Below are 26091 nucleotides of genomic sequence, written 5' to 3' on the forward strand. Positions count from 1 at the left end.
AAATCTCTGACGACGGACATCAGGGGCCCGGCGCGATTGAACGGCTAGGTGAAGAGGTCGAAATCGCAGGCGGCGGGCCGGTGGCGATTGTCATTGACCCGGTCGCTTACGGGATCGCTGGAGAGACGCTCAAGGCCCAGCTGCCTGAGGCGCGCGTGCTGAATTTCGGCGGCGAATGCACCGCGGCGGAGATTTCTGCACGGGCCGCGGAACTGGGAGATGCCCGCCTGGTGATCGGAATCGGCGGCGGCAAGGCAATCGACACTGCCAAAGGGGCCGCGATCGAGCGCAACCTGCCGGTTGCCATCGTTCCGACCATCACGTCAAACGACAGCCCGACAAGCCACATCGCCGTTGTCTACACGCCTGACCACGCCGTGGAAGGCGTGCGCAGGATGAAGGTGAACCCATGCCTGGTTCTGGTCGATACGGCAATCATCGCAGGCGCGCCGCGGCGGTTCCTGGCCGCCGGGATCGGCGACGCAATGTCCAAGCCTTATGAGCTGGCCGGCGCACTGGCTGGGGGAGGCTTGAATTTCTTCGGCGGCAAGCCGACGGAGCTGACCCAGGCCATTGTCGGGCGGGCGCAGAGCATTCTGTTTCAGGATGGCGAAGCGGCAATGACGGCAGAAGAGCCGGACGACGGATTCGAGCGGGTTGTCGAAGCAACAATCCTGCTGAGCGGGCTTGCCTTCGAAAGCGGGGGGCTGTCGATTGCCCACTCCATGCTGCGTGGGTTTTCGGAAGCCCCCGAACTTTCTGGGTTGCTTCACGGTGAAATGGTCGTCCTGGGGACGCTCACACAACTGGCTGCCGGTCAGGGCAGCACCGTAGAGATAAACAAGCTTGCCGCATTCTTTCGCCAGATTGGCCTGCCTGTGTCCCTCGCGCAGTTCGGTGTCACGCAAGAGGCCGATTTGTTGAAGATCGCGAAGACGTCTCTGGAGGCGCCATATGCGGGCAACTACTTCAAGCCGCTGTCTGCCGACGTTCTGGTCCAGGCCATGAGATCGCTTGAGAGTGTGGTGCAATAGCGTCGTCTGGTCCGGGCCTTGGCCGGGGTGCCACTCAATCCCGGCCAATGTCTGGGAACGGGAACCCGCGGCAGGGCTTCAGAGTGTGACGTGCTCTAAGTTCTGCCGCAGAATTCTCAGGCGATGGGTGCGTGGGTATATTCTCATGCCCTTGCGCTCAAGCAACACGCCAATCCGCCCCTCTCGACGATGCCAGCATCGCCTGCCGGGCAGCGGGTTAGCCGAACCGGCGCCGCTTTCCGGCGATCTCCTGCATCTCCTTGCGGATTTCGGGGCAGTCCGGCGGGCGTTCGCGCCGGACTGTCTTTGGGTCGACACCGACAAGCCGGCAGGCCCGGCGCTGCGAGATACCGTGATCCCGCATCGCCTTGAGCGCTGCCTCTCGCCGCTTGGTCAGCGTCGTCAGTTCTTCCCCAGAAGATCCTTCAGAACCACATTGTCCAGCATCGTATCGGCCAGCAACCGCTTCAGCTTGGCGTTCTCGTCCTCCAGCGCCTTTAGCCGCGCGGCCTCCGACACCTCCATGCCGCCGTACTTGGACTTCAGCTTGTAGAATGTTGCCGGGCTGAGCCCGTGCCTGCGGCACACCTCCGCCGTTGGTATGCCTGCCTCTTGCTCCTTGATCATCCCGATGATCTGCGCCTCGGTAAAACGGCTCTTCCGCATTCGTCTGCTCCTTAAGGGTTGGGCAGACTCTACATCATGGTGAGGGATTTCGCGGGGGGCAGGTCAGATGTGCTACTTTGAGTCCGTACGTTTCTGCTATTTCACTACCTGTGGTTCTAGTTCGTACCCTTCCGAATTGGAGCTTCGCATTCTATTTCTCAATCCGTTTGGTGTCTCACCGAAAGATTTTCTGAACCAGCGGATAAAGTGCGAACTATCTGAGAAGCCGCATTCATAGCCAATTTCGGTAATTGAATGTGAAGAATTCAAAACACGCCAATGAGCGTGGCGCAGCCGCATTGATCGCCATACTGCAGCAGGCGAGGCATTGGAGAAACGTCTGAATGCCTTGCTAAGATGGCTGGCACTGCAGCCCACACGATCAGCCAGCTCTGAAATGGAAAAATTTTCGGAGAGGTTTTGGCGCATCATTGCGACTGCGCGCTCGACCCTTAAGTCTCCGCATCTTGCAAGTTCATCGAATGGCATCCGAGGCGGAGAAAACGCCGCACGTGGACGCTCTACAATCATGTCAGCCAAGCCTTTAGTGGCACGAGCTTGGCCGCATCGATGTGAAATAATTTCAAAGGCGGCATCAATCGCGGCTGTGCCGCCAGGGCATGTGATGATGTTTCCTGACTTGACAAGAATTTCCTGTGTCGTCGCCTCTATTTCAGGAAATAGGTCGCGAAACTCTTTGTCATGACGATAGTGAGTGGCACACCTTCGGCCATCGAGAACGCCGGCAAGTGCCAGGGTGAAGTTTCCCTGACACAGGCTAACGATTAGTTTATCTGCGCTGTTTGCTTCCTGCAGAAAAGAGAGTGTCTCCGGTGGATGAGACATGCTGTCAGGCAACAGGCCGCCAACGACGACTATGCAGTCACATTCATCGATGTCAGGAAAAGTTCTCCATGGCGTCACTTCAACTCCGCTGCTCGAAGTAACAGGGGCTAAGGTAGGTCCTACAATCTCCCACTGACAATAAATTTGCCTGCTGCGATCACCTTCATCGGCCGCCAGACGGAGTGCATCCAAAAAGCCGGCAAATGGCAAGATCGTGAATCTTGGAGATAGAACGAATGATACGCGCAGTTCCGATTCGGAAAGGCCATTGTTCGGACGGCCAAGTCTGCTGTCGTTTAACTCTTCAAAGGTAGTCGGGGAGGGCATTGATCAACCAGCGCTGAGTATGGGAGCGGTCCGTACTCAAATGTACTGAATCCGGCATCAAATGTCCAATTCAAACCCGGGTGCGGAACGTAGTTCGACATGGATCAGCGACTTCATAGGAGGAATGAAAATGTCACTGTCCATTCGAGCCACCGCGAGCCGCGCTGTCGGCGTACTGCTGGCGGCTTTCGTCGCCACCACTGCAACATCGTCGGTTTCAGAGGCTGCAACACGGCTCAAAATTTCGGGGCAGCATGCCACTGACCATTCTGCAACTGCAATGCTGAACCAGATCGCCGAAGATCTGGAAGCTGCGGAAGTCGGCCTGTCGGCAAAGGTATTCCCTGCAAACCAGCTTGGCGACTACACGCTTGTCTATGAAGACATCGTGCGTGGCAACGTCGACATTGCGCATTTGACCGTCCCCAGCCAGCTGGACCCCAATCTCGAAGCGAACTACTTCCCGTTTCTTGTGTCCAACTATGACGAAATGCGTAAGGTATACTCGCCAGGTTCCTGCTTCTATGGCGCTTACAGCAAAATGCAAGCTGACCTGGGTGTTCGTTTGCTGGGCATCGTTCCGGAAGGCTTCATCGGTGTTGGTCTGACCAAACCGGCCGAAAAACTGTTCGAAGTTGGCGCTGACAAAAACGTCTTGATTCGGGTTCCTCCGATTGACACCTTTAATTCCGGTGCTTCCGCGATGGGCTTCCGCGGCACCACCATTGCCTATGCGGACCTTTACCCGGCGCTGCAGACAGGTGTTGCGGACGGTTGGATCGGCGGCACTGCAGCGCTCAACTATTTTGGCTTCCGCGACATTGTGAAGGAATTTGTTCCTTACCGCGCCTATGTCGAGGCAACTGCATTTGTCATGAGCGAGAAGACTTGGCAGGACCTGACGCCTGAACAGCAGGAAGCCGTCGCGACCACTTTTGCAGAGGCTGCTGCTGCGGCCATTGAACGCTCCGAAGCGGAAGATGAGGAATACCTAGCTAAGCTTGAAGAAGCTGGCATCAAGGTTCACCCTTTCGAAGGTGAAGTTGCTCAGAAGTTCGCGCAAGGCGTTCGCGATGTGGCATGGCCGGCGCTGGAAGAGCGTTTTGGCTCGGAACTGATCAGCTGCATGCAGTCCGATCTCAAGTAACGTCTTCCAAAGTGTAGGTCCGCGCCGGGAACAGGCGCGGGCCTCATTTGTTCCCACGGCCGCCCGTTTCGCCGGGCGCACGTCGAAATAGACAGGGAAACTGCCATGATAATCAACTACCTAGAGCGATTGAAGCGTGTCGTGCTGATCACGTCCAACTTGGCCATCATGCTGATCGTGGTCGCCGCCTTTCTTGCGCGATACTTGTTTTCCTATGACCTTTACGGGTCAGAGGAAATCCTGCTCGTTTTCGCCTTCTGGCTATACTTCTTTGGCGCGGCATTCGGTTCCTATGAACAGTCGCACATCGAAGCCGACTTCGTTCAATCCACTCTGGGCGACCGGCCTTTGACACGCGTACTGGGGTATGTGCGTGACATTGTCGAAATCTCAGTTCTATTCGTCATGACTTACTGGAGCTGGCTGCTCATTGAATTTGCAATTGAGCGATGGCCAGTAACACCAGGCTGGAAGATTCCGTTGGTCGTGCCGCAATCCGCCATTCTCCTTGGCTTTGCTCTGATGAGCTTTCATGCGGTCTTTCACTTCATCAACAGAATTCGCGGCAAGGAGTCTCTCTAATGGATATCGCTGTTATTGCATTGATCGTGCTGCTTGCCACTCTGGTCATAGGTGTTCCTGTCCCTTTCGCCTTCGGTGCTGCCACTATCACGCTGTCGTATTTCGGTGGTTACAGCCCGGATACGCTCATTCCGGTTGGCTACAGCAAAATGAATACTGTTGTACTGTTGGCCATTCCCCTCTTCATCCTCTCTGGCGGGCTAATGGAGAAGGGCCGGATTGCTGATCCTTTGGTCAACATCGCAGAAACAATTTTCGGCCGCCTACGTGGCGGCCTTGGCGTCGCGGGTGTCTTGGCAAGCGCTGTCTTCGGCGCGATCTCCGGGTCTGGTGCCGCAACTCTTTCGTGTATTGGAACAGTTCTTTTTCCAAAGCTCGAAGAGCGCGGATACCCCAAGGGACATAGCACTGCGCTGCTTGCTTGTGCTTCGCCATTGGGGCTGCTGATCCCTCCTAGCGCGCTGATGATCCTCTATGCCTGGGTTGCCCAACTGTCGGTCTTGAAGTGCTTCCTGGCCACGGTGGTGCCGGGGCTGATTGTGATGCTTTTACTATCCATCACAAACCTCGTGATGCTGAGAAAGAATGACAACATTCGCCGCAACCCGCACATGCCGCCTGTTGAGGTCATTCGGACGACTGCGTTTCAGACAACAAAGGCAACTCCTGCGCTGCTGATGCCTGTCCTGATCCTGGGAGGGATCTATGGCGGTCTGATGACGCCGACGGAAGCCGCGGGTGTTGCTGCCCTGTATGCAATCCCCGTGGGGTTCTTCATTTACCGGGGGCTGACGCTGAAACGGTTTGCCGACACACTCGTGGAAACAGCGGTCACAACTGGCGTTGTAATGGTAATGCTGTTCGTCGTGATGATCCTGAGCCGCCTCTTCATCTTTGAAGAACTGCCTGAGGTCATCTTGGACTACCTGCGTCTTTTGTCCGAAAACCCGCTGGTAATCATGCTGATGCTCAATGTCTTCATGCTGATTGTCGGAATGCTTATGGATGACGTTTCCGGTGTTCTGCTTTGTACTCCGATCCTTTTACCGATCGTCACGGAAATCGGCGTTGATCCCATCCACTTTGCGGCCATCCTGGGAGTTAACCTGGGAATGGGGAATATCACTCCGCCGACGGCACCATTGCTGTATCTGTCCTCGCGGCTCAGCAAGTCTTCTATCAATGAGACCCTGCGTCCGACGCTGATACTTATTGCTGGCGCCTGGCTGCCTGCACTGCTGTTGACCACCTATGTGCCTGAGATCGCGATGTGGCTTCCTGAACTGCTACTTGACTGAACCCATCGAGAGAACACTGCCAGCCCGTTGCTGCATCAGTTGGATGCTGGGCTGTTCCAATGACAAAGGAGCCTGAAATGAAATTCTGCAACCGCTTGTCTATCATCGATTCTCACACTGCGGGCGAACCGACACGAATGGTTGTCGGAGGATACCCGAAAATTGAAGGCAACACGATGGCGGCCCGAAAGCGCTACCTCGAAGAAAAAATGGACTGGTTGCGGCGCGCAACCATGCATGAGCCCCGCGGACACCGTGACATGTTCGGGTGTATTCTAATGGCCCCAGTTGATCCGGACGCCCATATCGGCGCGATCTACATGGACGGCGGCCGTTTTTACAACATGTGCGGACACGCTTCCTTGGGCGTTTGTGCCATGCTCGTGGAAACCGGCCAGGTTGAAATCACAGGGCGCCAGACGGAGGTTAGGATCGACACGCCGGCAGGCGTGGTTGTTGGTACTGTGCAAACCGATGACGCAGGAGAAATTGAACATGTTTCGCTGATTGATGTTCCATCGTTCGTGTTCGATCTTGACGTGAAACTGGAGGTCGAAGGCCATGGCACAGTCACAGCCGACATTAGCTACGGCGGCAATATTTTTGTTATTGCGGCGGCGGCTGACCTTGGGATCGATTCGGTTGGTCCGGAGAACACAAACAGGCTCATCGGAGCCGGGGTGGCACTGCGGTCGGCGGCGAACGAGCAACTCAGCTATGAACATCCTGAACTGAGCCACATCAACCGGATCGACATCGCTATGCTTACAGGTCCGGTTAGCGGCCCGCATGCTGATGCGCGTAACATCGTCATTCTTGGGGACGCGCAGGCCGACCGCTCGCCGTGCGGCACCGGGACTTGTGCGCGTATCGCGGTCGAGTTTGCGCGCAAGCGTGTGGCTGTCGGGGAAATGTTCCGGCACGAAAGTTCGATTGGGACTGTTTTTGATGCCAAGGTGCTCGAAACAACGAAAGTGGGCAGTTTCGACGCTGTTATTCCTCAAATCGCATGCCGTCCGTTCATCACCGCTTTCAGCGACTTCGTGTATGATCCGCAGGACCCTTTGCGCGGTGGGTTTACCCTCGGCACAGCAATGTGAGTCAATCAAGATACCGAGAAGTGCCTGGCGCTCCTCGGTCCCGTCAATGGCTGCGGTGGCATTTCAGGAACAGACGCAGCCGCCAATAGAACTATGGAACTCAGCAAGAGGACAAACCAATGATCGAACGGATGGAAACAGGTGAGCGCATGAGCAAAGTGGTCAAGCATGGCGACGTGCTCTATCTTTGCGGCCAGGTTGGGGATGGGGTGACTGTCGCCGATCAGACACGCGATTGCCTCTCCCGTGTGGATGCGCTGCTGGAAAAATACGGCTCGTCCCGCAGTCACATGCTGCAAGCCATCGTATGGCTGGCGGATATGTCTGACTTCGAGGAGATGAACAGCGTGTGGGACAAATGGGTTCCCCAAGGGCATGCCCCCGCCCGCGCTTGCGGTGAAGCAAAACTCGCCAGCCCCAGCCTCAAAGTTGAGGTGATCGTAACTGCTGCTGTGGCCGGTTAGTGCCGGCCCTTCGGGATTGCGCAAGTTCTGAGGACCGTTGAAATGAAGGTTATCGTACTGGGTGCCGGCGTTATTGGCGTTACCACGGCTTATTTCCTGGCACGCCAGGGTGCGGAAGTGACGGTGATTGACCGTCAGCGCGAAGCTGGACTGGAGACCAGCTTCGCCAATGCTGGTGAACTTAGCTATGGCATGACTTCTCCGTGGGCAGCCCCAGGTGTCCCGAAGAAGGCGCTAAAGTGGCTGTTCATGAAGTACCGCCCTTTGATGATTTGGCCATTGATCAGCCCCTCCATGTGGTCCTGGGCCCTCAAGATGTACTCCAACTGCAACGAAGCGGCTTATCGCGTGAACAAAAGCCGAATGGTGCGAGTGTCAAACTATAGCCGGGATGTGCTCAAGGAGCTTACGGAAGATCTGCCTTTGGATTTCGATCTTCGGCAACAGGGGACGCTCCAGCTGTTCAGAAGTGAAAAGCAACTTGAGGCTTCCAAGCTGGACCAGATGGTCCTGGAAGAGTTTGAATCTCCGTTTGAGGTCTTGGATCGGGAAGGCTGCATTCGGGCAGAACCCGGCCTTTCGAAGGTTGCCCACAAATTCGTCGGCGGACTGCGCCTGACGTCAGACCGTACCGGGGATTGCAGGAAGTTTACCGCACAGCTGTCAAAGGAAGCTGAAAAGCTCGGCGTCAAGTTCCGTTTCAATGAGAACTTGAAAGGCTTCACCCTGGACGGTGACCGGGTAACCGCTGCAGTGACTGACATTGGGGAATTCACTGCAGATAGGTTCGTCTGTTGCTTGGGGTCATACTCTGCACGCCTGATGCAGCCGCTCGGGATCCGCCTGCCGATTTATCCTGTAAAAGGGTATTCAATCACTTTGCCAGTGACCGACCCGGACGCGGCACCGCAATCGACTCTGATGGACGAAACGTACAAGGTTGCGATCACCCGGCTTGGCGATCGCATTCGCGTGGCAGGACAGGCGGAGCTCATTGGCTACAACATGCGTTTGGGTAAGCACGCAACCGACGCGGTTCGCCATGTGGTTCAAGATCTGTTTCCGGAAGGCGGGGATGTGTCACAGGCTGAAAACTGGACGGGTTTGCGTCCTATGACACCGGATGGCACACCCATTCTAGGCCGTACCAAGCTCAAGAATCTCTTTCTGAACACCGGGCACGGGACACTCGGTTGGACCATGGCCTGCGGTTCAGGAAAGGCGGTTGCTGATCTTGTTACCGGGAAACAACCGGAGATCTCCTTTGAGGGTCTGGAAGCCTCTCGCTACTAGACCTCCAGGTCTTGGGTTCCTCGATCCTCAAACGAGAATACGCGCTGCTAGACAATTGGCCAAGCTGGCTCAGATTGAATGGAAGGCTGATCACCGGCAGCAAGATATCACTCAGAAAATGTTGGTTAGGAATATGAATACTTTGGTACCCAAAGGGGTGGCTCACATGGTTTTGGACGGCGACCTTGAAACCGAGAAGTTCGTCTTTGTTCTGCTGCCCGAGTTTTCAATGCTGTCGTTCAGCGCCGCCATTGAACCTCTGCGTATGGCGAACCAACTGACACGCAAGGAGTTGTTCAGCTGGAAGATCCTTTCTGCTGACGGTTTGCCTGTGCGTGCGTCATGCGGAGTGCCAGTCGGGGTGGATGGGGCACTCGAAGAAACGGATCGCCGCGCTCGTATTCTGGTTTGTTCAGGCGGAGAACCAGAAGAAAACACTCCTTCTAAACTGGCGCCTTGGTTGCGCAAGCAAGTTCGAATGGGACGGCCGCTCGGTGGCCTGTGTACAGGTGCTTATGCGCTGGCGCATGCTGGCCTTCTCAATGGGCGGCCTTTTGCACTTCATTGGGAGCATATGCCTCCGTTCCAGGAAAAATATGACCATCTCATTCCAGTTGAGCAGCTTTTTGTCATGGAACCAGGATTGTGGACATGTGGCGGTGGCAGCGCATCCACAGATATGATGGTAGAGTTTATCCGGCAGAAATTCGGCTCCGAAGTTTCCCGTGTTGTTCTGGATATGTGCTTGCACCCTGCTCACAGAGCGGCTGAAAATCCTCAGTGTCTATCCACTTCTGCGTCGATTGGCTCCAGAAATCCCAAGTTGCTTCGAGTAATCGAGCATTTTCAAAACAATCTGGGGAATGACCTGAACATGGAGGCCGTGGCCAGACAATCAGGGATGTCACGCAGGCACATGGAACGGCTTTTCTCGCAACATCTTCGTGTCACACCGTCCAAGTATCTCAAAGACTTGAGGTTAATGAGGGCTCGGTCAATTTTGGCGGAAACCAATTTGTCAATTTCCGAAGTGGCCGCGGCAACTGGATTTGAGACGACCACTAACTTCTCGCGTAGTTTTAGGGGGAAGTATGGAGTGTCTCCCGTATTGTTTGCGGTTGGAATGCAGTGTTGAGTTGTTCTTGAAAACTGGTTCTGACCCGCATCGCGTTAGTCCTTATCCGTCGATACTGCTTAACTCTATTGTAAATAGGATTATGCAATCATCTCTGAGCAAGTTCCGGGAACTGTTGTCACTTGTTCGGCAGTTCTCCGGAAAGCTGATGAAAGAAGTTTTCGCAGAAGGTGCAGACGCCAAAAGCATACCAGAAAGGAAACGCGCTTCAGCCGGCGGCGTTCTCCGCCCCCTGAAGGAAAGATGCGGCTCGCGGTGAGAACCCGCCCTGAAAATTTGACATGCCAAGAGTCGAGCCAGGATGACGGTCTATAACAACCTTTCCAAACTGATCCATATCGGGAATTTCCCCGAACTGGATACGGATGAAGGAAGCTACGGCTACGAAGGATCGACGGCTCCGATCATCGGGACAGTGATTTCGGGTCCAAGCGCAAATTCGCGGATTGTCGACTTTGACTATGATGATGCAGATGGTGATGGGCTTTTTGAGGCAAACCACCGTACGGCATCTGCTGAAAACGTTACGATTGATGGCGTTTCAAGCGAAGTAGATGAAACGGTTCTTGTCACTGTCCGCCTGACTTATGCGGATGGCTCCACTTCAACGGAAAGCATACTTGGGTACCAGCTTGAAAATGGGGAGTTTTATCTTGGCGACCTCTTTGGTCGCATTAGCGGGCAATCCGTTTATTCTCTAGAGATCACCAACATTTCCGACACGGGTGATTACGGGCATGTATCTGAGTACCAAGGCGGAGGAGACTACGATCTCGACTCATTTTCGTTCGTTGAACTTCTGGATTATGAAATTGACGGGACAGCCTCTGGCGATTTAATTGACGGCGCTTACACCGGTGACCCAGAAGGCGGCATGATCGATAACAACGATCATTCCGACGGGTCCAACAGCGATTTGGTTAATGCGGACGCCGGTGACGATACCGTCCAATCCGGACTAGGCGACGACACCGTATATGGCGGGACTGGCGACGACAGCATTCAATCCGGGTCAGGCGACGATACGGTTTACGGTGAGGGCGGTAGCGATACAATCGAAGGCGGCGCCGGGGACGACTATCTGTCCGGCGGAGACGACAATGATCGCTTTGATATAAGCGATGGTTTTGGAAATGACACCATCGTCGGCGGCGAAGGCGGCACAGACTGGGACGATGAGATCGATCTTACCGCCCTGACTGGCGCCGTCACGGTCACCTACACCGGCGAAGAATCCGGAACAATCACCGACGGCACAGACACCATCACGTTCTCCGAGATTGAGGACATCGACGACACCGCGTTTGATGACTATTTCGACCTGTCCGCGCGCACGGATGACAATTCTTACGTCTCTTTGTCAGGAGGCGGCAATGACACGATCATTGGCGGCGCTGGCAACGACAGCATTGTTGGCGGCGAAGGCGGCGGCAACCTTGCGGGCGGATCAGGTGACGACACAGTAACAGGCGGCAGCGGCAGCGAAGATATTTACGGAAACTCCGGCGATGACCTTCTTGACGCCGGCGGCGGGGATGACTGGATTTCGGCGGGTTCGGGACAGGACACCATTCTCACAGGCGAGGGAAATGATTACTTCGAGGTGCAGGGGGACACTGATCGCGATGTTTTCATTCTAGAAGTCAATGGCGGAAACGATTCGATCTATGGTTTCGACCTGAGCGACATCGGCGACGGCACCACGATTGACCAGTTTGACTCCTCTGGCCTCACCGACGGATTCGGCAATCCGATGCAAGACTGGGATGTCACGGTAACTGATACCAACGGCGATGGCACCGGCGACGCCATTCTGACTTTTCCAACCGGTGAAAGCGTTACCCTAGAAGGCCTTCTGGCATCCCAAGTTGATGATATTCCGGAACTCATGGCGATGGGGTTTGTCTGCTTTGCCGCAGGAACGTTGATTTTGACACCAGACGGCTACCGCAAAGCAGAAGAAATCGTTCCTGGGGATTTTGTCACCACATTTGACCGAGGTCCGCAAAGGGTGAGGTGGGCCGCTGCATCGGCATTCGGCAGCGGAGAAATCAGCCTGCCCGGCAATCTGGTACCGGTCCGGATAAAGCCTGGAGCCTTGGGAAACACCCGGCCCCTGATTGTTTCACAGCAGCACTGCATTCTGATGAAAGAAAAGCAAACTGATGAAACATTCCTGATCAGGGCCAAGCATCTGGCAGAGGAAACCAAACTGGCTTCCTACGCGAGGGGACAGAAAAGGTGAAATACTGCCATCTTCTGACTGAGCAGCACGAAATACTGGTCTCTAACCGCATACCCTCTGAGAGTTTTTATCCCGGTAGTCAGGCTCTGAATATCTTGGAAAACAGGGATCGCCAAAGGCTGCTTTCGTTGCTTCCAGGGCTGGCGCAATCATCTGTTGAGCACGCCTACGGCCTGCGGGCCAGAAGAGTACTTTCGAGGAAGGAAGTGAGAAGTTTGCATAAGGAAAACGCTCTCACTGCTGTTTCAGGACCTGCGCTCTCCAATTGGAAGCCGGAACAGTCTTTGCTGTGAAGCCCGGGATTGAAGCGTGGTAACCCTGTTTCCCCGCAAAGGTTATGCCAAACGCACGGCACCGCGGTTCCGTGTGCTTTGATGCGGCTCATGTACAAAACGCGCATTAGGATTTCGGCCGTTTCTGCAGATAGCCCGCACACCCGCCATCTGGTCCATTTTGATGGCGTACCATCGCCATCAACAAAGCGCCGCAAGCCGGACCTCGCATTTTGCCTTACTCTGTCGGAACGGGCGTAATCGAGCGGACCTTCATCCTACTCACTATCCATTTGCCTTAACCTCCCCAAGTATCAGACAGGGTGAAACCGTGCTGAAAGGGGTCGGTGGGGTCCAGTCCGATCTGACTGATGCCATAGACCCAGCACTGGCCCGAAACGCAGTTCTGTGTTGCGGTGTAGGGTCCGACACGGGTTTCGCTGAGGAATTCAGTTGTGAATTCCCCGCCGATGATGGAGCGCGTCAGCGTTTGCGCGCCGGGTTTTACCAGCCCCTGCGCGTGGCGGGAGGCCATATTGGCATTGGATCCGGTACCGCAAGGGGAACGGTCTGCCCGGCCCGGGCGCAAGGTGGTGCAGGTTCGGATGGCGCCGTCCGGCTCGGGGCTGCGAAACATCACATAGGCAAGTCCGTTCAGCGCTGGAGTGGTTGGGTGCAGTACCTCGGTGTTTTCGGCGATCAGTTTGCGCAGGGCAACGCCGGTCATGGCCAGGTCGCGGGCGTTCTCCGGTGTGATGGCGAGACCCAGCTGGTCTGCATCCACCAGTGCGTAGAATACGCCGCCAAAGCAAAGGTCATAGGTGATGCGGCCCCACTCCGGGGTGTCGATCACCGCATCCTTGGCAGCTACGAAAGAAGGCGGCATATCGAGGGTGACGCGGGTGACCTTGCCGCCATTGCAGGTCGCAACCGCGCGCACCAAGCCCGCAGCGGTATCGAGGACCACTTCGGTTTCTGGTTCCTGCATCGGCTTCATACCGGTTTCGAGAATCGCGGTAACCGCGCACATGGCATTGGATCCGGACATGGCATGGGCCTGATCCGGCTGCAGCACGATGAAGCCAATGTCGGCCTCTGGCGTGGTGGCAGGAGGCAGCAGCACAACCGAGCCAGCCGGGCCCGAGCGCGGCTCGGAGCACAAGAGACGACGGAGGCTGTCGTCCTGTGTGTTCAGGTAGTCCAGCTTGTCCGCCATCGTGGTGCCGGGAATGTCCAGCAGGCCGCCGGTCACGACGCGGCCGATTTCGCCGGCGCAATGCACGTCGACGGTTTGCAGGGTACGGGTCCAGCGCATGGGGATCTCCTGTCAGGCGACGGCTTGGGCGCCGGTGATTTCGACGATGCTTCCGCAAAGGTAGCCGACCTCGTCCGAGGCGAGAAAGGCGATTAGAGCGGCGATCTCCTCTGGCTCTCCGATGCGCCCATAGGGTACCAGCGCGTTGAGGTCGTCGAGGCTGCGGCCCGAACGGGCCAGATTGCTTTCCAGCATCGGGGTGCGGACTTCTCCTGGCGCCACAGCGTTCACCCGGATTTTGTCCGGGGCGTAGTCGCGGGCCAGGTTCTGAGTGAAGGCGACAACAGCGGCCTTGGTGGTGGTGTAGGCGATATGGCCCGGCGCCGGGTGCAGCCCCCATTGCGAGGCGGTGTTGACGATGGCGCCGCCGCCCTGAGCCTGCATTACCGGGATCACCGCCTGGCACATGTGGAAGAGGGCGTCGATGTTGACCTGGAAGGAGAGGCTCCAGTCCTTGGGGCTCAGCTCCATCAGCGCACCGCGGCGCATCAGGCCTGCGTTATTGCATAGGACGTCGATGCTGCTGCCCTTGCCGGTGAGGCCGGAGACAAAGCTGCGGATGGCGTGCGGGTCGGTCAGGTCGACGGCGCTGCAGTCTGCCTTTCCGCCACCTGTGCGGATTGCGGCGGCCAGGTCCTCTGCGGCGGCGGCGTTGGTATCCACGACCCAGACATGGGCACCCTCAGCGGCGAGGCGGCGGCAGATTGCGGCGCCGATGCCGCCGGCGCCGCCGGTGACGATGGCTGTCTTGTTTTCGAACCGGTTCATGCTGTTACCTCATCTGGCTGGCGCCGTTCACGTCAAGCACGGCTCCGGAAAGGGATGATTGCGACGGGCGCAGGACAAAGGCGGTGAGCTCAGCGATCCCGGATGGTTCGGCCATGCGGCCGATGGGAATGCCCGACAGAGCCGCTGCTTCGCCATGTTCCGCGATGTAGGCCTCAGACATTTCGGTGCGGACCCAGCCCGGGGCAAGTGCGGTGGCGGTGATGTTGTCGACCCCGAAGCCGCCCGCGATGCTTTGGGTCAGGTTGACCAGCGCCGCCTTGGTGGCGCCATAGGACATCGCCCCGGGCCTATAGCCGCCCTGTGCCGCGCGGGAGGCCATGTTGACGATCCTGCCGCCGCCATGAGTGCGGAAATGGGGGATGGCGGCGTGGCACAGGTCTGCGGGCGCCAGCAGGTTCACTTGCACATCGCGTGACCAGGTGGCCTGCCATTGGTCCAGCGGGTCGTCCACCGAGGACGGCGACAGGATGCCGGCATTGTTGATCAGCGCGTGGATGCGGCCGGCTGCGGCTTCCGCCTCTGCCCAGAGCTGGGAAGGGGTGGTGGGATCGCTGAGATCAGCAGTGAAACACATGGCCCCGTTGCCGATCTCTGCCGCCAAGGCCTCCGCGGCATAGCGGTTGCGGCCATAGTGCAGCAGCACCCGGGCACCCTCGCGGGCAAGTTCCCGGGCGATGGCCGCACCGATGGTGCCGGTGGAGCCGGTCAGCAGTACGGTTTGGCCTGTGAGATGCGCCATGGCTTAGCCTTTCAAGTACCAGCCCCAGGGCTTGGAGCGGTCGTAGGTGGTGATCTGCTTGGTCTCCAGATAGTTGTTCAGCCCCCATTCACCCAGTTCGCGGCCGATGCCGGACTGTTTGTAGCCGCCCCAGGGCGCTTCGGTGAACGTGGGCTGCGAGCAGTTCACCCAGACGATGCCGGCCCGGAATGCGCGGGCTACGCGGCTGGCGCGCTCAAGGTCATTGGACATCACCGCAGCGCCCAGGCCGAAGCGGGAGTCATTGGCGAGCGCGATAGCTTCCTCTTCGGTCTTGAAGGGGCGGATGCAGACGACGGGGCCAAAGATTTCTTCGTTCCAGATCCAGGCGTCGGTGGGGACGTCGGCAAAGATGGTGGGTTCGACATAGCAGCCGTGCTCCAGACCCGCGGGCACACCGCCGCCGCAGACAAGGCGGGCGCCCTCGGACTTGCCGTGGGCTATGGCGGCGAGGACCTTTTCTTGCTGGCCCTGGCTGACTAGGGGGCCGAGCAGCACGCCGTCATCCAGCCCGTGGCCGATTTTGATCTTCTGCGCCTCTTCCTTGAGGCGGGCCAGCAGCGGTTCATAGATGCTTTCTTCGATCAGCACGCGGGAGGTGGCGGAGCAGACCTCGCCCTGGTTCCAGAAGATGCCGAACATGATCCACTCGACGGCCTCGTCGATATCGGCGTCGCCGAAGACCACCATCGGGGATTTTCCGCCCAGCTCGAGGCTGACGGTTTTGATCTCCTTCGCAGCGGTGGCCATGATGCGGGCGCCAGTGGGGACCGAGCCGGTGAAGGCGAGCTTGTCGACGCCTGGGTGTTCGGTGAGCGGCTGGCCGGCCTCTGGGCCGAAACCGGTGACGATGTTGAGGACACCCGCGGGCAGGCCTGCGGCGGTGGCGATGCTGCCCAGCTCCAAAGCGGTCAGCGGGGTGAGCTCCGAGGGCTTCAGCACCATGGTACAGCCCGCGGCGAGGGCCGGGGCGACCTTCCAGGAGGCCATCAGCATCGGGAAGTTCCAGGGGATGATAGCGCCCGCCACGCCGACCGGTTCCTTCACCGCCTTGGAGGTGAATTCCGCCATGGGCAGCTCGATGTCCTGTTCGAAGCTGTTGTCGAGCCGCTCGGCCAGGCCCGCATAGAAGTGGAAGCAGCCGGCGGTATCCTCGATGTCCCAGACTGCCTCAGGCAGCGGTTTGCCGTTGTCGCGCACTTCCAGCCGGGCGAGTTCGTCGGTGCGGCGGGTGATCTCGTCCCCCATCTTGCGCAGGATGGCGGCGCGCTCGGCACCGGTCATGCGCGGCCAGGGGCCGGTGTCAAAAGCGGTGCGGGCGGCCTGAACGGCGGCGTCGATGTCTGCCGCATTTCCGCGGGCCACCTGGTGGAAGGTCTCGCGGTTCGAAGGGTCCACCACATCGAAGATGGCGCCCGAGGCGGAGGCGGTCCATTTGCCGTTGATGAAGAGCTTGTTTTGCATGTCTTGTCTCCGGTGCGGGCAGTGCCCGGTGAATGTCTAGGCGTCAGAAGCGGTCCGCCCTGTAGGCGTGCATGTCGATGTTGGGTTGGCGTCCGGCGGCGAGGCTGCGCACCAGCTTGCCGGTGGTGGCGCTGAGGGTGAGGCCAAGCTGGCCGTGGCCGGTGGCCAGGATCACGTTGGCAGCGCCCGGGACCGTGCCGATTATCGGTTTGGTGTCGGGCGTCAGCGGGCGGCGGCCGATGCGGCGCTCGGCGGGTTCGGTTTGCAGGCCGGGCAGTACGCGCTTGGCCTTCTCCACCAGGATTTCGGCGCGTTTCCAGTTCGGCTGGGCGTCAAGGCCTGCAAATTCGATGCTGCCCGCGACGGCCAGGCCGCTTTCGTAAGGTGTGATGCCAAAGCCGCCTTTGGCGTAGACCATGGCGTGGGTGACATCGACGCCGGGGGCGGTGAGGCTGGTCTGGTAACCGATCACGCCCTCCATCTGGATCGATACACCCAGATCGCCGGCCAGACCCTTGGACCAGGCGCCGGCTGCCAGCACGTATTGGTCAGCTTTGATGGTCTCGCCGCTGTCCGTGCGCACGCCGCCCGCGCCGCTGCCATTGCGAAGGAAACCGGTGGCGCGCAATGGTTTCACCGTGCCGCCGCGTTCTGTGAAAACGCGGTGCAATTCCGTTACAAAACGCTTGGTGTCCACCACCGAGCGCCAGTCGCGGAACACCGTGGCGCAGGCGAAATTGCTGGCGATGGAGGGTTCCATCTCTTTGGCTTCCTGGCCTGTGATCTCGTCGATCTGGAAGCCAAGCGCGCGGCGCATATCTTGGAGGCCGCGCTCGTGGGCGAGTTCTTCGGGACTGTCGTAGAGCTCCATGACGGGCGTGCTGCGCAACAGCTCCGCAAGACCGTAGCGTGCCAGCATGACCTGCAGATCGGCAAGCGCGGGCAGCGTGAGGGCGGCGATGTCCTCGCTGATGGCCTTGATCCGGCTGGCCCTGGCGTTGGCGGCAAAGCGCAGGAACCAGGGCAACACACCCAGTGCGGATGAGGCGCGCAGGGTAAGCGGCCCCAGCGGGTCCAACAGCCAGCCCGGCGCCTTCATCATGATGCCGGGTTTGGAGAGCGGGATCACCTCGCTTACAGCGATGGATCCGCAGGACGCCCAGCTGGCGCCTTCACCGATGGGACCGGGTTCCAGCACAGTGACCTGATGGCCGTCATCCTGCAGCTCCAGTGCGCAGGAGATGCCGACAACGCCGCCGCCTATGACCACGATATGGCTCATGTTTGTCTTGTCCTAAAAAAGTCCGGAAACGGCGCACCTGCGCCGCCTCCGGTCAGGGAGAGAGGTTACCAGTTCAGGATCGGTTCCATCGCGGCGCGGAACTCGGCCTTTTCCTGCTCCGTGAGCGGTCCCAGTGGGGCGCGGCATTCGCCGACGGGCAAGCCCTGCAGTTCACAGCCGTATTTGATCTTTTGCACGAATTTGCCGGACTCCAGAATGTTCATGGCGCGGTAGAGCGTCTTCATCATTTCCTTGGCCTTATCCAGATCGCCCGCCTTGTAGGTACGGTCCAGGTCGCAGCAGGCCTTGGCCATGCAGTTCGACGGGCCGCAGATCCAGCTGTCCGCACCCCAGAACATGAAGTCCAGCGCAATGTCGTCGGAGCCGGAGACCAACTGGATCTTGTCTTCGTAGCGGGAGGCGATGTCGATCGCGCGCTGCAGCATGCCGGAGCTTTCCTTGATGCCGATGACGCGCGGGTTGTCGGCGAAATGGTCCATCAGCTCGAAGCTGATGTCGTTGCCGTCCTTCAGCGGGTAGGAGTAGAGCACCAGGTTCACGTCCACCTCGGCCAGCACGGTCCCATAGTGCTTGATCAGCTCTTCCTGGGTGGGGCGGGTGTAGAAGGGCGGCGCCAGCAGCACGTTGTCGTAGCCGATTTCCTTGGCCATGGCGGTTTGCTCGATCACTTCGCGGGTGGCGGGCGCGTTAGTGCCGGCGATCAGGATCTCGTCGTCGTTGGCGAATTCCTTGACGAACTGGAGCACCTGGCGGCGTTCTTCGGTCGATTGGCTGAAATACTCGCCGGTGGAGCCATTGGGCACCCAGCCGGTGACGCCTGCTTCACGGAAGTGGGTCAGCAGTTTCTCAAAGGCGTTGAAATCAACCTTGCCGTCGGCGCCGAAGGGGGTGACCAGGGCGGGCATCACGCCCGAAAGTTTGACGTTGTAGCTCATGAGAAGGTCCTTTTGGTCTTGTAAGGGAGGTAGCCGCGTTGCTCAACTTCGGGGAAGGCGTCGCCGCGGCGGACATAGTTGGTGTTCTGGGTGAGGGGGCGCGGGGTGAAGTCCCAGATTTCCTCGCGGCCCGTAGAGAGGGCGTTGTCGATTAGCTTGCGTGCCACCTGGCTGGCGATGACGTCGTCCAGCAAGGTGTCGAGCGGCCAGGTCTGCTCTGCCAGCTCAGTCAGGCGGGCCTCGTCCGCATCGCCTTGGCCTGCCAGATTGACCCGCTCCAGCGGGTCGGCGGCCAGATCGTAGAGCTGCGGCGGGTAGGCGCGGGATATGGTCAGCTTCTTGTCGCCGTCGCGGACGCAGACGCGCGGGGCGGAGGTGCCACCGTCGATGTGTTCGGCAAAGACGGGTCCAGTCAGCGCTTCGCCGCGCAAAGAGGGCATCAGGCTGCGGCCGTCCAGGGGCGTCTTGATGGCCTCGCCCCGGATGCCGCCGATGTCCAGCAGCGTTGGGAAGATATCAAGCAGCGAGGCCGGTGCCGTGACCCGGCCCGGGGCGTGCTCCGGGTGGGCGATGATCAGCGGCACCTGGATTGCCGGGTTGAACAGGGTTTTCTTGAACCACATGCCGCGCTCGCCGATCATGTCGCCATGGTCGGAAGCAAACAGCACCACGGTGTTGTCTGAATAGCCGCTGTCCTGCAGCGCCTGCATCAGGCGGCCGAACAAGTCATCGACGTAAGAGATCATCCCGTAGTAGCCGCGCCGCGCGTTGCGGAAGTCCTGATCGCTGAGTTCGCATTTGTCCTGGCCGTAGTGGTAGTAGAGCGATTGGCTGTGGGCGTCGCGATCCTCCACCGGGATATGGGGCACCTGCGGCGCGTCGATGGTGTCTGCCGGATGGCGGTCCCAGTGTTCCTGCGTGGTCACATAGGGGTCATGCGGATGGGTCAGCGAGACCGTCATCATGAAGGGGCGGTCATCGTCGCTGCGCGCCCGGGTATAAAGCTCGCGCACTGCGTGGTGGATGACGTCCTCGTCGTAGTCGATCTGCATCGAGCGGGCGACGGGGCCCGCATCGCGCACGGTGTCGATGGTGGAGACGCCGAAGGTATATGCGCGTTCCTCGTCCTTGTTGTAGTCGCGGAAGTCGGCGTCCGGGGTCCAGGACATGTCGGCCGGGTAGATCTCGGTGGTGAGGCGTTCTTCGAAGCCGTGGTACTGGTCAGGGCCGACAAAATGCATCTTGCCTGAGATGCAGGTGTAATAGCCGTTTGCCCGCAGGTAGTGGGCAAAGGTCGGGGTGGAGGCGGTGAACTCAGCCCCGTTGTCAAAGGCGCCGATGCGCGAGGGCAGGCGGCCTGCCATCATGCCGAAACGCGACGGCGCGCACAGAGGATAGGGGCAATAGGCGTTCTCGAACACCGTGCCGCGGGCGGCCAGCGCGTTGATGTTGGGGGTCTTGCAGACGGTGCCGCCATAGGCATTCAGCACAAAAGAGGTGAGCTGGTCGACCATGAACAGGATGATGTTGGGCTTTTGCATGGTTAGTGTCCCAGGACCTGGCTGAGGAAGGTTTTGGTGCGTTCGTTCTGGGGATTGTCGAAGAACTGTTCCGGCGTGCCCTGCTCAACGATCTCGCCATTGGCCATGAAGATCACCCGGTCGGCGACCTGGCGGGCAAAACCCATCTCATGTGTGACGCAGACCATGGTCATACCCTCCTCGGCCAGCGATACCATCACGTCGAGCACTTCGGAAATCATCTCCGGGTCCAGTGCCGAGGTGGGTTCATCAAACAACATGATTTCGGGCTTCATGCAGAGGGCACGAGCGATGGCGACGCGCTGCTGCTGGCCGCCGGACAGTTGGCCGGGGAATTTGTCCGCCTGTTCGGGGATCTTGACCTTGTGCAGGTATTCCATCGCCACCGCCTCGGCTTCGGTGCGGGGCTGCTTGCGCACCAGGATCGGGGCGAGGGTGCAGTTCTCCAGGATGGTCATATGGGGGAACAGGTTGAAGTGCTGGAACACCATGCCGGTCTCGCGGCGGATCTCGTCGATGTGGTCGAGGTTGTCGTCGAGCTCGGTCCCCAGCACGTTGATCGAGCCCGCGTGGTAATCCTCCAGCTTGTTGATGCAGCGGATCAGGGTGGATTTGCCGGAGCCGGAGGGGCCGCAGACGACGATCTTCTCGCCTTTGCGGATGTCCAGGTTGATGTTCCTCAGCGCTTGGAAGGCGCCATAGTATTTATCCATATCGGTGATACGGACGGCGGTGCCGGTATCGGTAGCGGGCATGGGTTCCTCCCTCAGCGGCTGGCAACGGCCAGGCGGCGTTCCAGATAGGCGCCGTAGCGGGACAGCGCGAAGACGAAGACAAAGAAGATGAGCGCAACGAAGCTGTAGACTTCGATATGGGCAAAGCTCCATTCGGCGGTACCGAAGGCCGCATTGCCCGAGGCCATCACGTCAAAGAAGCCGATGATCACAACCAGTGAGGTCTCTTTGAAGGTGATCACGAACTGATTGATGGTCGGCGGCAGCGCGTTGCGGAAGGCTTGCGGCAGCACGATGTAGCTGATGCGGTGCCAGTAGGACATGCCAAGCGCCTTAGCGGCCTCTTCCTGGCCAGCGGGCAGCGCCTGCATGCCGCCGCGGATGATCTCGGCCTGGTAGCAGGCAAAAAACAGCGCGTAGCCGACGATCACGCGGTAGAGCTTGTCGCCGATCAGCCAGCCGGGCAGCACGAAAGGCAGCACGATGGCAAAGGTGAACATGATCGACAGCAAAGGCAGCGAGCGGATGGTATCGATCACCAGCCCCATGGTGCGAGCGATCCACGGCAGTTCCGAGCGGCGCAGCAGGGCAAAGACGATTGAGAGTGGCATGCCGATGATTGCGACGGCGGCAAAGACGAAGATGGTTAGCGACAGCCCGCCCCAGCTTTGCGGCGGGATTTCCTTGAGCCCGAAATAGCCGCCGTTCATCAGCACATAGAAGATGGCAAAGCCGGTGAGCCACAGCACCGGCAGGCGCCTAGCATTCCAGAACCAGGGCACGCAGGAGAGCGCGGTGACCAGCACGATGGCGGCGCAGGCGATGGCAGAGCGCCACTGTTCCTCGAACGGGTAGAGGCCGAACAGGATCAGCCGCCAGCGCGCGTCGATCACCGACCAGCAGGCGCCGGCATCATGGCCGCAGTGCTCCTTGTCGGCGGCGCTGAACACGGCGTCCAGAACGGCCCAGTTCAGCAGGCTCCACAGGAGCCACAAGGTAACGGCGCCAAAGAGGACCGACATGGCGGTATCTAGGCGGGTGGCGAAATAGCGGGTGCGGATGTGATCCAGCAGGGTGGGGCGGTGGTAGGTCTTGGCCATGGCGTGTGCTCCCTCAGATCCGCAGCTGCGTGCCTTTGAGCTTGATCGCGTCGTTCACGCGATTGAGCACCCAGGCCATGGAGTAGTTGATCAGCAGGTAGCCCCCCATCAGGATCCCGATCAGCTCCAGCGTCTGGCCGGACTGGTTGATCGAGGTGGAGACCACCATGAAGAAGTCCGCAAACCCGATGGCGATGCCGATGGTGGTGGCTTTGAACAGCCAGACGTACTGGTTGATCATCGTCGGCAGCACCACGCGGATCGCCAGCGGCAGGCGGATGCGGCTGAAGATCTGCCAGCGGCTGAGGCCAAGGGCGTGGCCCGCCTCGCTCTGGCCGCCGGGGATGGCGTTGAAGCCGGCGCGGATGATCTCGGCAATATAGGCGGCGCCGTAGATCGAGATAGCAATGATGCAGGCCAGGAGCTCCGGCGAGATGCGGATACCCTCGCGGTAGTTCAGCCCCTTGAGGTAAGGCATGTTGACCAGCGGGGTGTCTGGCAGGCGGCCGAGCCACATCGACAGGATGCCAAGGATGATGGCACCCAGCCACAGGCTGCGGTGCAGCGTTTTCTTGCGCGCCTTGCCCATCCGCGAGAAGCGGCGCGCAGCACCGAGCCAGAGCGACAGGCCGAAGGCGGCAAGCAGGAACAGGAAGGCGAGGAAGACGGAGCCGCCGGAAACATTCAGCCCGGGCACAAAGATGCCGCGGCCGGTGAGGGCAATGGAGTCCCAGACAAAAGGCGCCTGTTTCGGCTTTGGCAGCCCGATTAGCAGCGCGTACCAGAAGAATAGCTGCAAGAGCAGCGGCACGTTGCGGAAAATCTCGACAAAGGCAGTGCCCAAAAGTTCGGCCATGCCGTTGCCGGAAGTGCGCATGACGCCTGCGGTGACGCCCAGTACGGTGGCGACGGTCAAACCGATAGCGCCGACAAATATCGAGTTCAGCACTCCGACCAGGATGGCCCGCCAATACGGGGAGGATGTGGAATAGTCGATCAGGGAGAAGTTGATCTCCCAGCCGGTGGCGCGTTCCAGGAAACCAAAGCCGGATGTCAGCCCCTGGGCCTCAAGGTTGGTTTGCGCGGTCAGCACAAAGACCACGATCATGATGAATAAGCCGCCGGTGAACCCGGCCTGCAATCCGGCATCGCGCACGGTTTTGCTTCTGAGCAATGCTGTCATTTTTCTCCCCCCTTTGTTTGATGGGCAGAGCCGGATGGCCCTGCCCGGGTTCAAACCGGATCAGTCGATGATCATCGGGTAGAAGACGCCGCCCTCGGTATAGAGCGCGTTGATGCCGCGGGGCAGGTTGTAGGGTGAGCCGGAGCCGATGTTACGCTCGTAGATCTCGCCGAAATTGCCGACTTCCTTGATCATGTTGTAGGCCCAGTCGTCCTTGAGGCCGAGCCGCTCTCCGTAACCCGGAGTCACGCCCAGGAACTTGCCCACAGTGGTTGAGGGCGGGTTGGCCTTGAACTCATCCACGTTGGCGGAGGTGATGCCCTGCGCTTCGGCGTACCAGAGCGAGTTCAGCATCCAGTTCTGCACATCCAGCCAGTCCGGGTCGCCCTCGGGCACGATGATGCCTTCGGCTTCCAGCTCCAGCACGTCCGGCAGGATGACGTGGGCGGAGGGGTCTTCCGCTTCGACACGGGCCGCGGCCAGGCTGGGCGCCCATTCGATGAGGCCATCACAGCGGCCGCCAAAGTAGGAGGTACGGACCTCGTCGCCTTTTTCAAAGACGATGATCTCGGCGTCGATTTTGTGGCTTTCCAGATAGGAGGCCAGGACCCGTTCGGTCGAGGTGCCGGCCGAGACGCAGATCGAGCCGCCGTCCAGGTCCGCTACGCTTTCGGCTTCGGTTTCGGCATGGGCCATTACCTGGAAGGCGCCGATGAAATAGGGGCGGCTGTAGGCCAGGTTCAACTCGGTGTCGCGGCTTTGGGTCCAGCCGGAGACCTTAATCACGACGTCGATGTCGCCCGACTGCAGCGCAGGCCAGCGCTGTGCCCAGCTGATCGGCACGATTTCCAGATTGCCGTCGGACTGGCCAAAAAGGCCTGCCGCCAGCGCCTTGCACAGGTCGATGTCGACGCCCTTCCAGTTGCCCTGATCATCCACCTCGGCAAAGCCCAGGAACGAGCCGTTATGACCCGAGCACAAAAGCGAGCCGCGCTCCAAAACTGTGGTGAGGCGGGTGTCGTCAGCGGCAAATGCGGTGCCCGCCGCCAGTGCGGCGGCGCCTGCTACGGCGCTCAATACTAGTGGTTTCATGTATTCCTCCCATTCTTGTCGACATTTTGTCTTCAAGGTTTTTGTCGACATATTGGCGACAAGTCAATAAATTTGTTTGACTCGGCAAATGCAGTATGGGTAGGCAGAGGAGCCGCCTGCGGCCTTTGGAAGAGTAAAAATGACGGAAAATCAGCAACCTGCACAAAAGCTTGCCAAGGGGCGCGGGGCCAAGTTCGTTTATGACGAGCTGCGCCGGGAAATCCTGACACTGGAGCTGGTCCCCGGCGAACCGCTGGATGAGACCAGCCTGTCGCAGCGATTCGCCATGTCGCGCTCCCCGATCCGCGAGGCTTTGGTGCGGTTGTCAGCGGACGGGTTGGTAGAGATGCTGTCGAACCGCTCGACTCTGGTGGCACCGATCCGGTTGGCGGAGTTCCCGCGCTATGTCGAAGCACTGGATTTCCTGCAGAGGATCAATACCAGGCTGGCGGCCGAATTTCGCGGTGAGGCGGATCTGAAGCAGATGACAAAGGACGCCGAGGCCTTTGAGGAAGCCTGCCGCAAGAACGATTACCTGCGGATGTCGGCGACCAACCGGGATTTCCACATGACCATCGCGGCGGCGGGCCGGAACCCGTATCTGGCTCGGTTGTACGGGCAACTGCTGGATGAAGGGCGGCGCCTCTTGCACATGCATTTCGACTATATTCAGTCGTCGTCGACGGACCATCTGCTGACCAGCGAGCATTTCGATATCATCGAGGCGATCCGAAATAAGGACGTGCCACTGGCGGACAAACTGGCTCATGAGCATACCCGTCAGTTCCACGACCGGTTCATGAGCTTTTTGAGCGCCCGCTATCACACCGATTTCGAATTCGAGCCTTCTTCTTCCAGGCAGGAACGCTCATAGGTTTTCATTTGAGTGTAACTACGTGCAAGAGCTCATTCCTGTTCGATAAGGGCTGTTTCCTGCTGTGCCGACCTTGCCTTGGTCTCTGCTTTTGCGATTGCAGCGAACATCTCCTTTGAGGGGCCACGTCGCAGCATCCGTTTTGATAGCAAAGGGCAGGTTAGGGCCGGTCAGTACTATACAGAATGCCAGGTGAGCCCGAGTATGCAATCGGTTCTTACTGCGCAAAGGTGCCGTTAGCTGTGCGCTATCATAGGTTTAAATGATTGCGGAGAGGGCAGGTAGGATACGACGGTTGCCTGCTCCCGCAACCAACACAATTTCCTCAGATATATCAAAGGCTTCTGGTTCACCACCCGGAGCCTTCTTCGTGTTTAGGCCTTCCGCACCCGCCGCCAGCCGCAGCAGCCCCGCCAAATCGCCCTCCAGGGTCAGGTCCAGGCCTGTGTCCTCCGCCGCAGGCGTCAGCACAATCGTAAGCGTTGCATCCAGCCCCCTCGATGGCATCTAAACCCGTTCAACTAACCAGTGATATGTAGGCCTCCAATCCACAGCAGGAGGCGAACATGTCGAAACTGTCCGTCGTCAGAGATTT

23 protein-coding genes and 1 pseudogene are annotated in these 26091 nt (G+C 59.0%); 11 read left to right on the forward strand and 13 right to left on the reverse strand.

What is annotated here, in order from left to right; genetic code table 11:
* Nucleotides 1-1034 (forward strand): glycerol dehydrogenase (locus tag RA21_RS14890; protein WP_052257667.1); only part of this gene is annotated, 1034 nt, incomplete at its 5' end.
* A gap of 144 nt (nt 1035-1178) precedes the next feature.
* On the opposite strand, the pseudogene RA21_RS22355 reads toward RA21_RS14890, so the two are convergent.
* Nucleotides 1179-1700, reverse strand: a pseudogene (locus RA21_RS22355) (transposase); the annotation flags it as partial.
* Between the two features lie 96 nt (nt 1701-1796).
* Complete coding sequence (locus RA21_RS22360) at nt 1797-2873, reverse strand: GlxA family transcriptional regulator (protein WP_082008963.1); 1077 nt, start codon at nt 2871-2873, stop codon at nt 1797-1799.
* Between the two features lie 130 nt (nt 2874-3003).
* On the opposite strand from RA21_RS22360, the gene dctP reads away from it, so the two are divergent.
* The 9 genes from dctP to RA21_RS23515 all read left to right on the forward strand — a co-directional run bounded on the left by dctP (nt 3004) and on the right by RA21_RS23515 (nt 12430).
* Nucleotides 3004-4020 carry a TRAP transporter substrate-binding protein DctP gene (gene dctP, locus RA21_RS14900; RefSeq protein WP_193748076.1) on the forward strand — a complete coding sequence of 339 codons (1017 nt, stop codon included), beginning with the start codon at nt 3004-3006 and terminating at the stop codon, nt 4018-4020.
* 105 nt (nt 4021-4125) lie between these two features.
* Nucleotides 4126-4602 (forward strand): TRAP transporter small permease, encoded by a 477-nt coding sequence (locus RA21_RS14905; protein ID WP_039150252.1) that lies wholly within the window; start codon nt 4126-4128, stop codon nt 4600-4602.
* Nucleotides 4602-5900, forward strand: a complete 1299-nt coding sequence (locus RA21_RS14910) for a TRAP transporter large permease (RefSeq protein ID WP_039150254.1) — start codon at nt 4602-4604, stop codon at nt 5898-5900. The genes RA21_RS14905 and RA21_RS14910 overlap by 1 nt, the downstream gene beginning before the upstream one ends.
* Nucleotides 5901-5977: 77 nt before the next feature.
* The gene (locus RA21_RS14915) at nt 5978-7000 is read left to right on the forward strand and encodes a proline racemase family protein (RefSeq protein ID WP_039150297.1); all 1023 of its coding nucleotides are present in this window, start codon (nt 5978-5980) and stop codon (nt 6998-7000) included.
* Between the two features lie 119 nt (nt 7001-7119).
* Nucleotides 7120-7464: a RidA family protein gene (locus RA21_RS14920; protein ID WP_039150257.1), complete on the forward strand. Its 345-nt coding sequence runs from the start codon at nt 7120-7122 to the stop codon at nt 7462-7464.
* Between the two features lie 42 nt (nt 7465-7506).
* The gene (locus RA21_RS14925; protein WP_039150260.1) at nt 7507-8757 is read left to right on the forward strand and encodes a D-amino acid dehydrogenase; all 1251 of its coding nucleotides are present in this window, start codon (nt 7507-7509) and stop codon (nt 8755-8757) included.
* Nucleotides 8758-8812: 55 nt separating this feature from the next.
* Entirely contained in the window at nt 8813-9892 is a 1080-nt protein-coding gene (locus RA21_RS22365; RefSeq protein WP_082008965.1) for a GlxA family transcriptional regulator, read from the forward strand.
* A gap of 301 nt (nt 9893-10193) precedes the next feature.
* Complete coding sequence (locus tag RA21_RS14935; protein WP_052257670.1) at nt 10194-12137, forward strand: Hint domain-containing protein; 1944 nt, start codon at nt 10194-10196, stop codon at nt 12135-12137.
* The gene (locus RA21_RS23515) at nt 12134-12430 is read left to right on the forward strand and encodes a hypothetical protein (RefSeq protein WP_193748077.1); all 297 of its coding nucleotides are present in this window, start codon (nt 12134-12136) and stop codon (nt 12428-12430) included. The genes RA21_RS14935 and RA21_RS23515 overlap by 4 nt, the downstream gene beginning before the upstream one ends.
* A gap of 277 nt (nt 12431-12707) precedes the next feature.
* Here the strand turns inward: RA21_RS23515 and RA21_RS14940 are convergent, their stop codons facing one another.
* The 11 genes from RA21_RS14940 to RA21_RS14990 form a co-directional block, all read right to left on the reverse strand.
* Nucleotides 12708-13724, reverse strand: a complete 1017-nt coding sequence (locus tag RA21_RS14940; RefSeq protein WP_039150267.1) for a proline racemase family protein — start codon at nt 13722-13724, stop codon at nt 12708-12710.
* Nucleotides 13725-13736: 12 nt separating this feature from the next.
* Entirely contained in the window at nt 13737-14492 is a 756-nt protein-coding gene (locus RA21_RS14945) for an SDR family NAD(P)-dependent oxidoreductase (protein WP_039150270.1), read from the reverse strand.
* A gap of 4 nt (nt 14493-14496) precedes the next feature.
* The gene (locus tag RA21_RS14950) at nt 14497-15252 is read right to left on the reverse strand and encodes an SDR family NAD(P)-dependent oxidoreductase (protein WP_039150273.1); all 756 of its coding nucleotides are present in this window, start codon (nt 15250-15252) and stop codon (nt 14497-14499) included.
* Between the two features lie 3 nt (nt 15253-15255).
* Complete coding sequence (locus RA21_RS14955; RefSeq protein WP_039150275.1) at nt 15256-16734, reverse strand: aldehyde dehydrogenase family protein; 1479 nt, start codon at nt 16732-16734, stop codon at nt 15256-15258.
* 43 nt (nt 16735-16777) lie between these two features.
* A complete protein-coding gene (locus RA21_RS14960; RefSeq protein ID WP_039150277.1) occupies nt 16778-18016 on the reverse strand; it encodes an NAD(P)/FAD-dependent oxidoreductase in 1239 nt (412 codons plus the stop codon).
* A gap of 65 nt (nt 18017-18081) precedes the next feature.
* Nucleotides 18082-18972, reverse strand: coding sequence for a 4-hydroxy-tetrahydrodipicolinate synthase (gene dapA / locus RA21_RS14965; RefSeq protein ID WP_039150280.1), 891 nt, complete (start codon nt 18970-18972; stop codon nt 18082-18084).
* Nucleotides 18969-20513, reverse strand: coding sequence for a choline-sulfatase (betC, locus tag RA21_RS14970; RefSeq protein ID WP_052257671.1), 1545 nt, complete (start codon nt 20511-20513; stop codon nt 18969-18971). Before betC ends, dapA begins: the two co-directional genes overlap by 4 nt.
* A 2-nt stretch (nt 20514-20515) precedes the next feature.
* Complete coding sequence (locus tag RA21_RS14975) at nt 20516-21268, reverse strand: amino acid ABC transporter ATP-binding protein (protein WP_039150283.1); 753 nt, start codon at nt 21266-21268, stop codon at nt 20516-20518.
* Between the two features lie 11 nt (nt 21269-21279).
* Nucleotides 21280-22347 (reverse strand): amino acid ABC transporter permease, encoded by a 1068-nt coding sequence (locus tag RA21_RS14980; protein ID WP_039150285.1) that lies wholly within the window; start codon nt 22345-22347, stop codon nt 21280-21282.
* A gap of 13 nt (nt 22348-22360) precedes the next feature.
* Nucleotides 22361-23530 carry an amino acid ABC transporter permease gene (locus RA21_RS14985; RefSeq protein ID WP_039150289.1) on the reverse strand — a complete coding sequence of 390 codons (1170 nt, stop codon included), beginning with the start codon at nt 23528-23530 and terminating at the stop codon, nt 22361-22363.
* 60 nt (nt 23531-23590) lie between these two features.
* Nucleotides 23591-24622, reverse strand: a complete 1032-nt coding sequence (locus tag RA21_RS14990; RefSeq protein WP_039150290.1) for a transporter substrate-binding domain-containing protein — start codon at nt 24620-24622, stop codon at nt 23591-23593.
* A gap of 139 nt (nt 24623-24761) precedes the next feature.
* On the opposite strand from RA21_RS14990, the gene RA21_RS14995 reads away from it, so the two are divergent.
* On the forward strand, nt 24762-25496 hold the full coding sequence (locus RA21_RS14995; RefSeq protein ID WP_052257672.1) for a GntR family transcriptional regulator: 735 nt from the start codon (nt 24762-24764) through the stop codon (nt 25494-25496).
* Nucleotides 25497-26091: the final 595 nt, after the last annotated feature.

It is taken from the genome of Leisingera sp. ANG-DT (assembly GCF_000813785.1).
Classification (GTDB): domain Bacteria; phylum Pseudomonadota; class Alphaproteobacteria; order Rhodobacterales; family Rhodobacteraceae; genus Leisingera.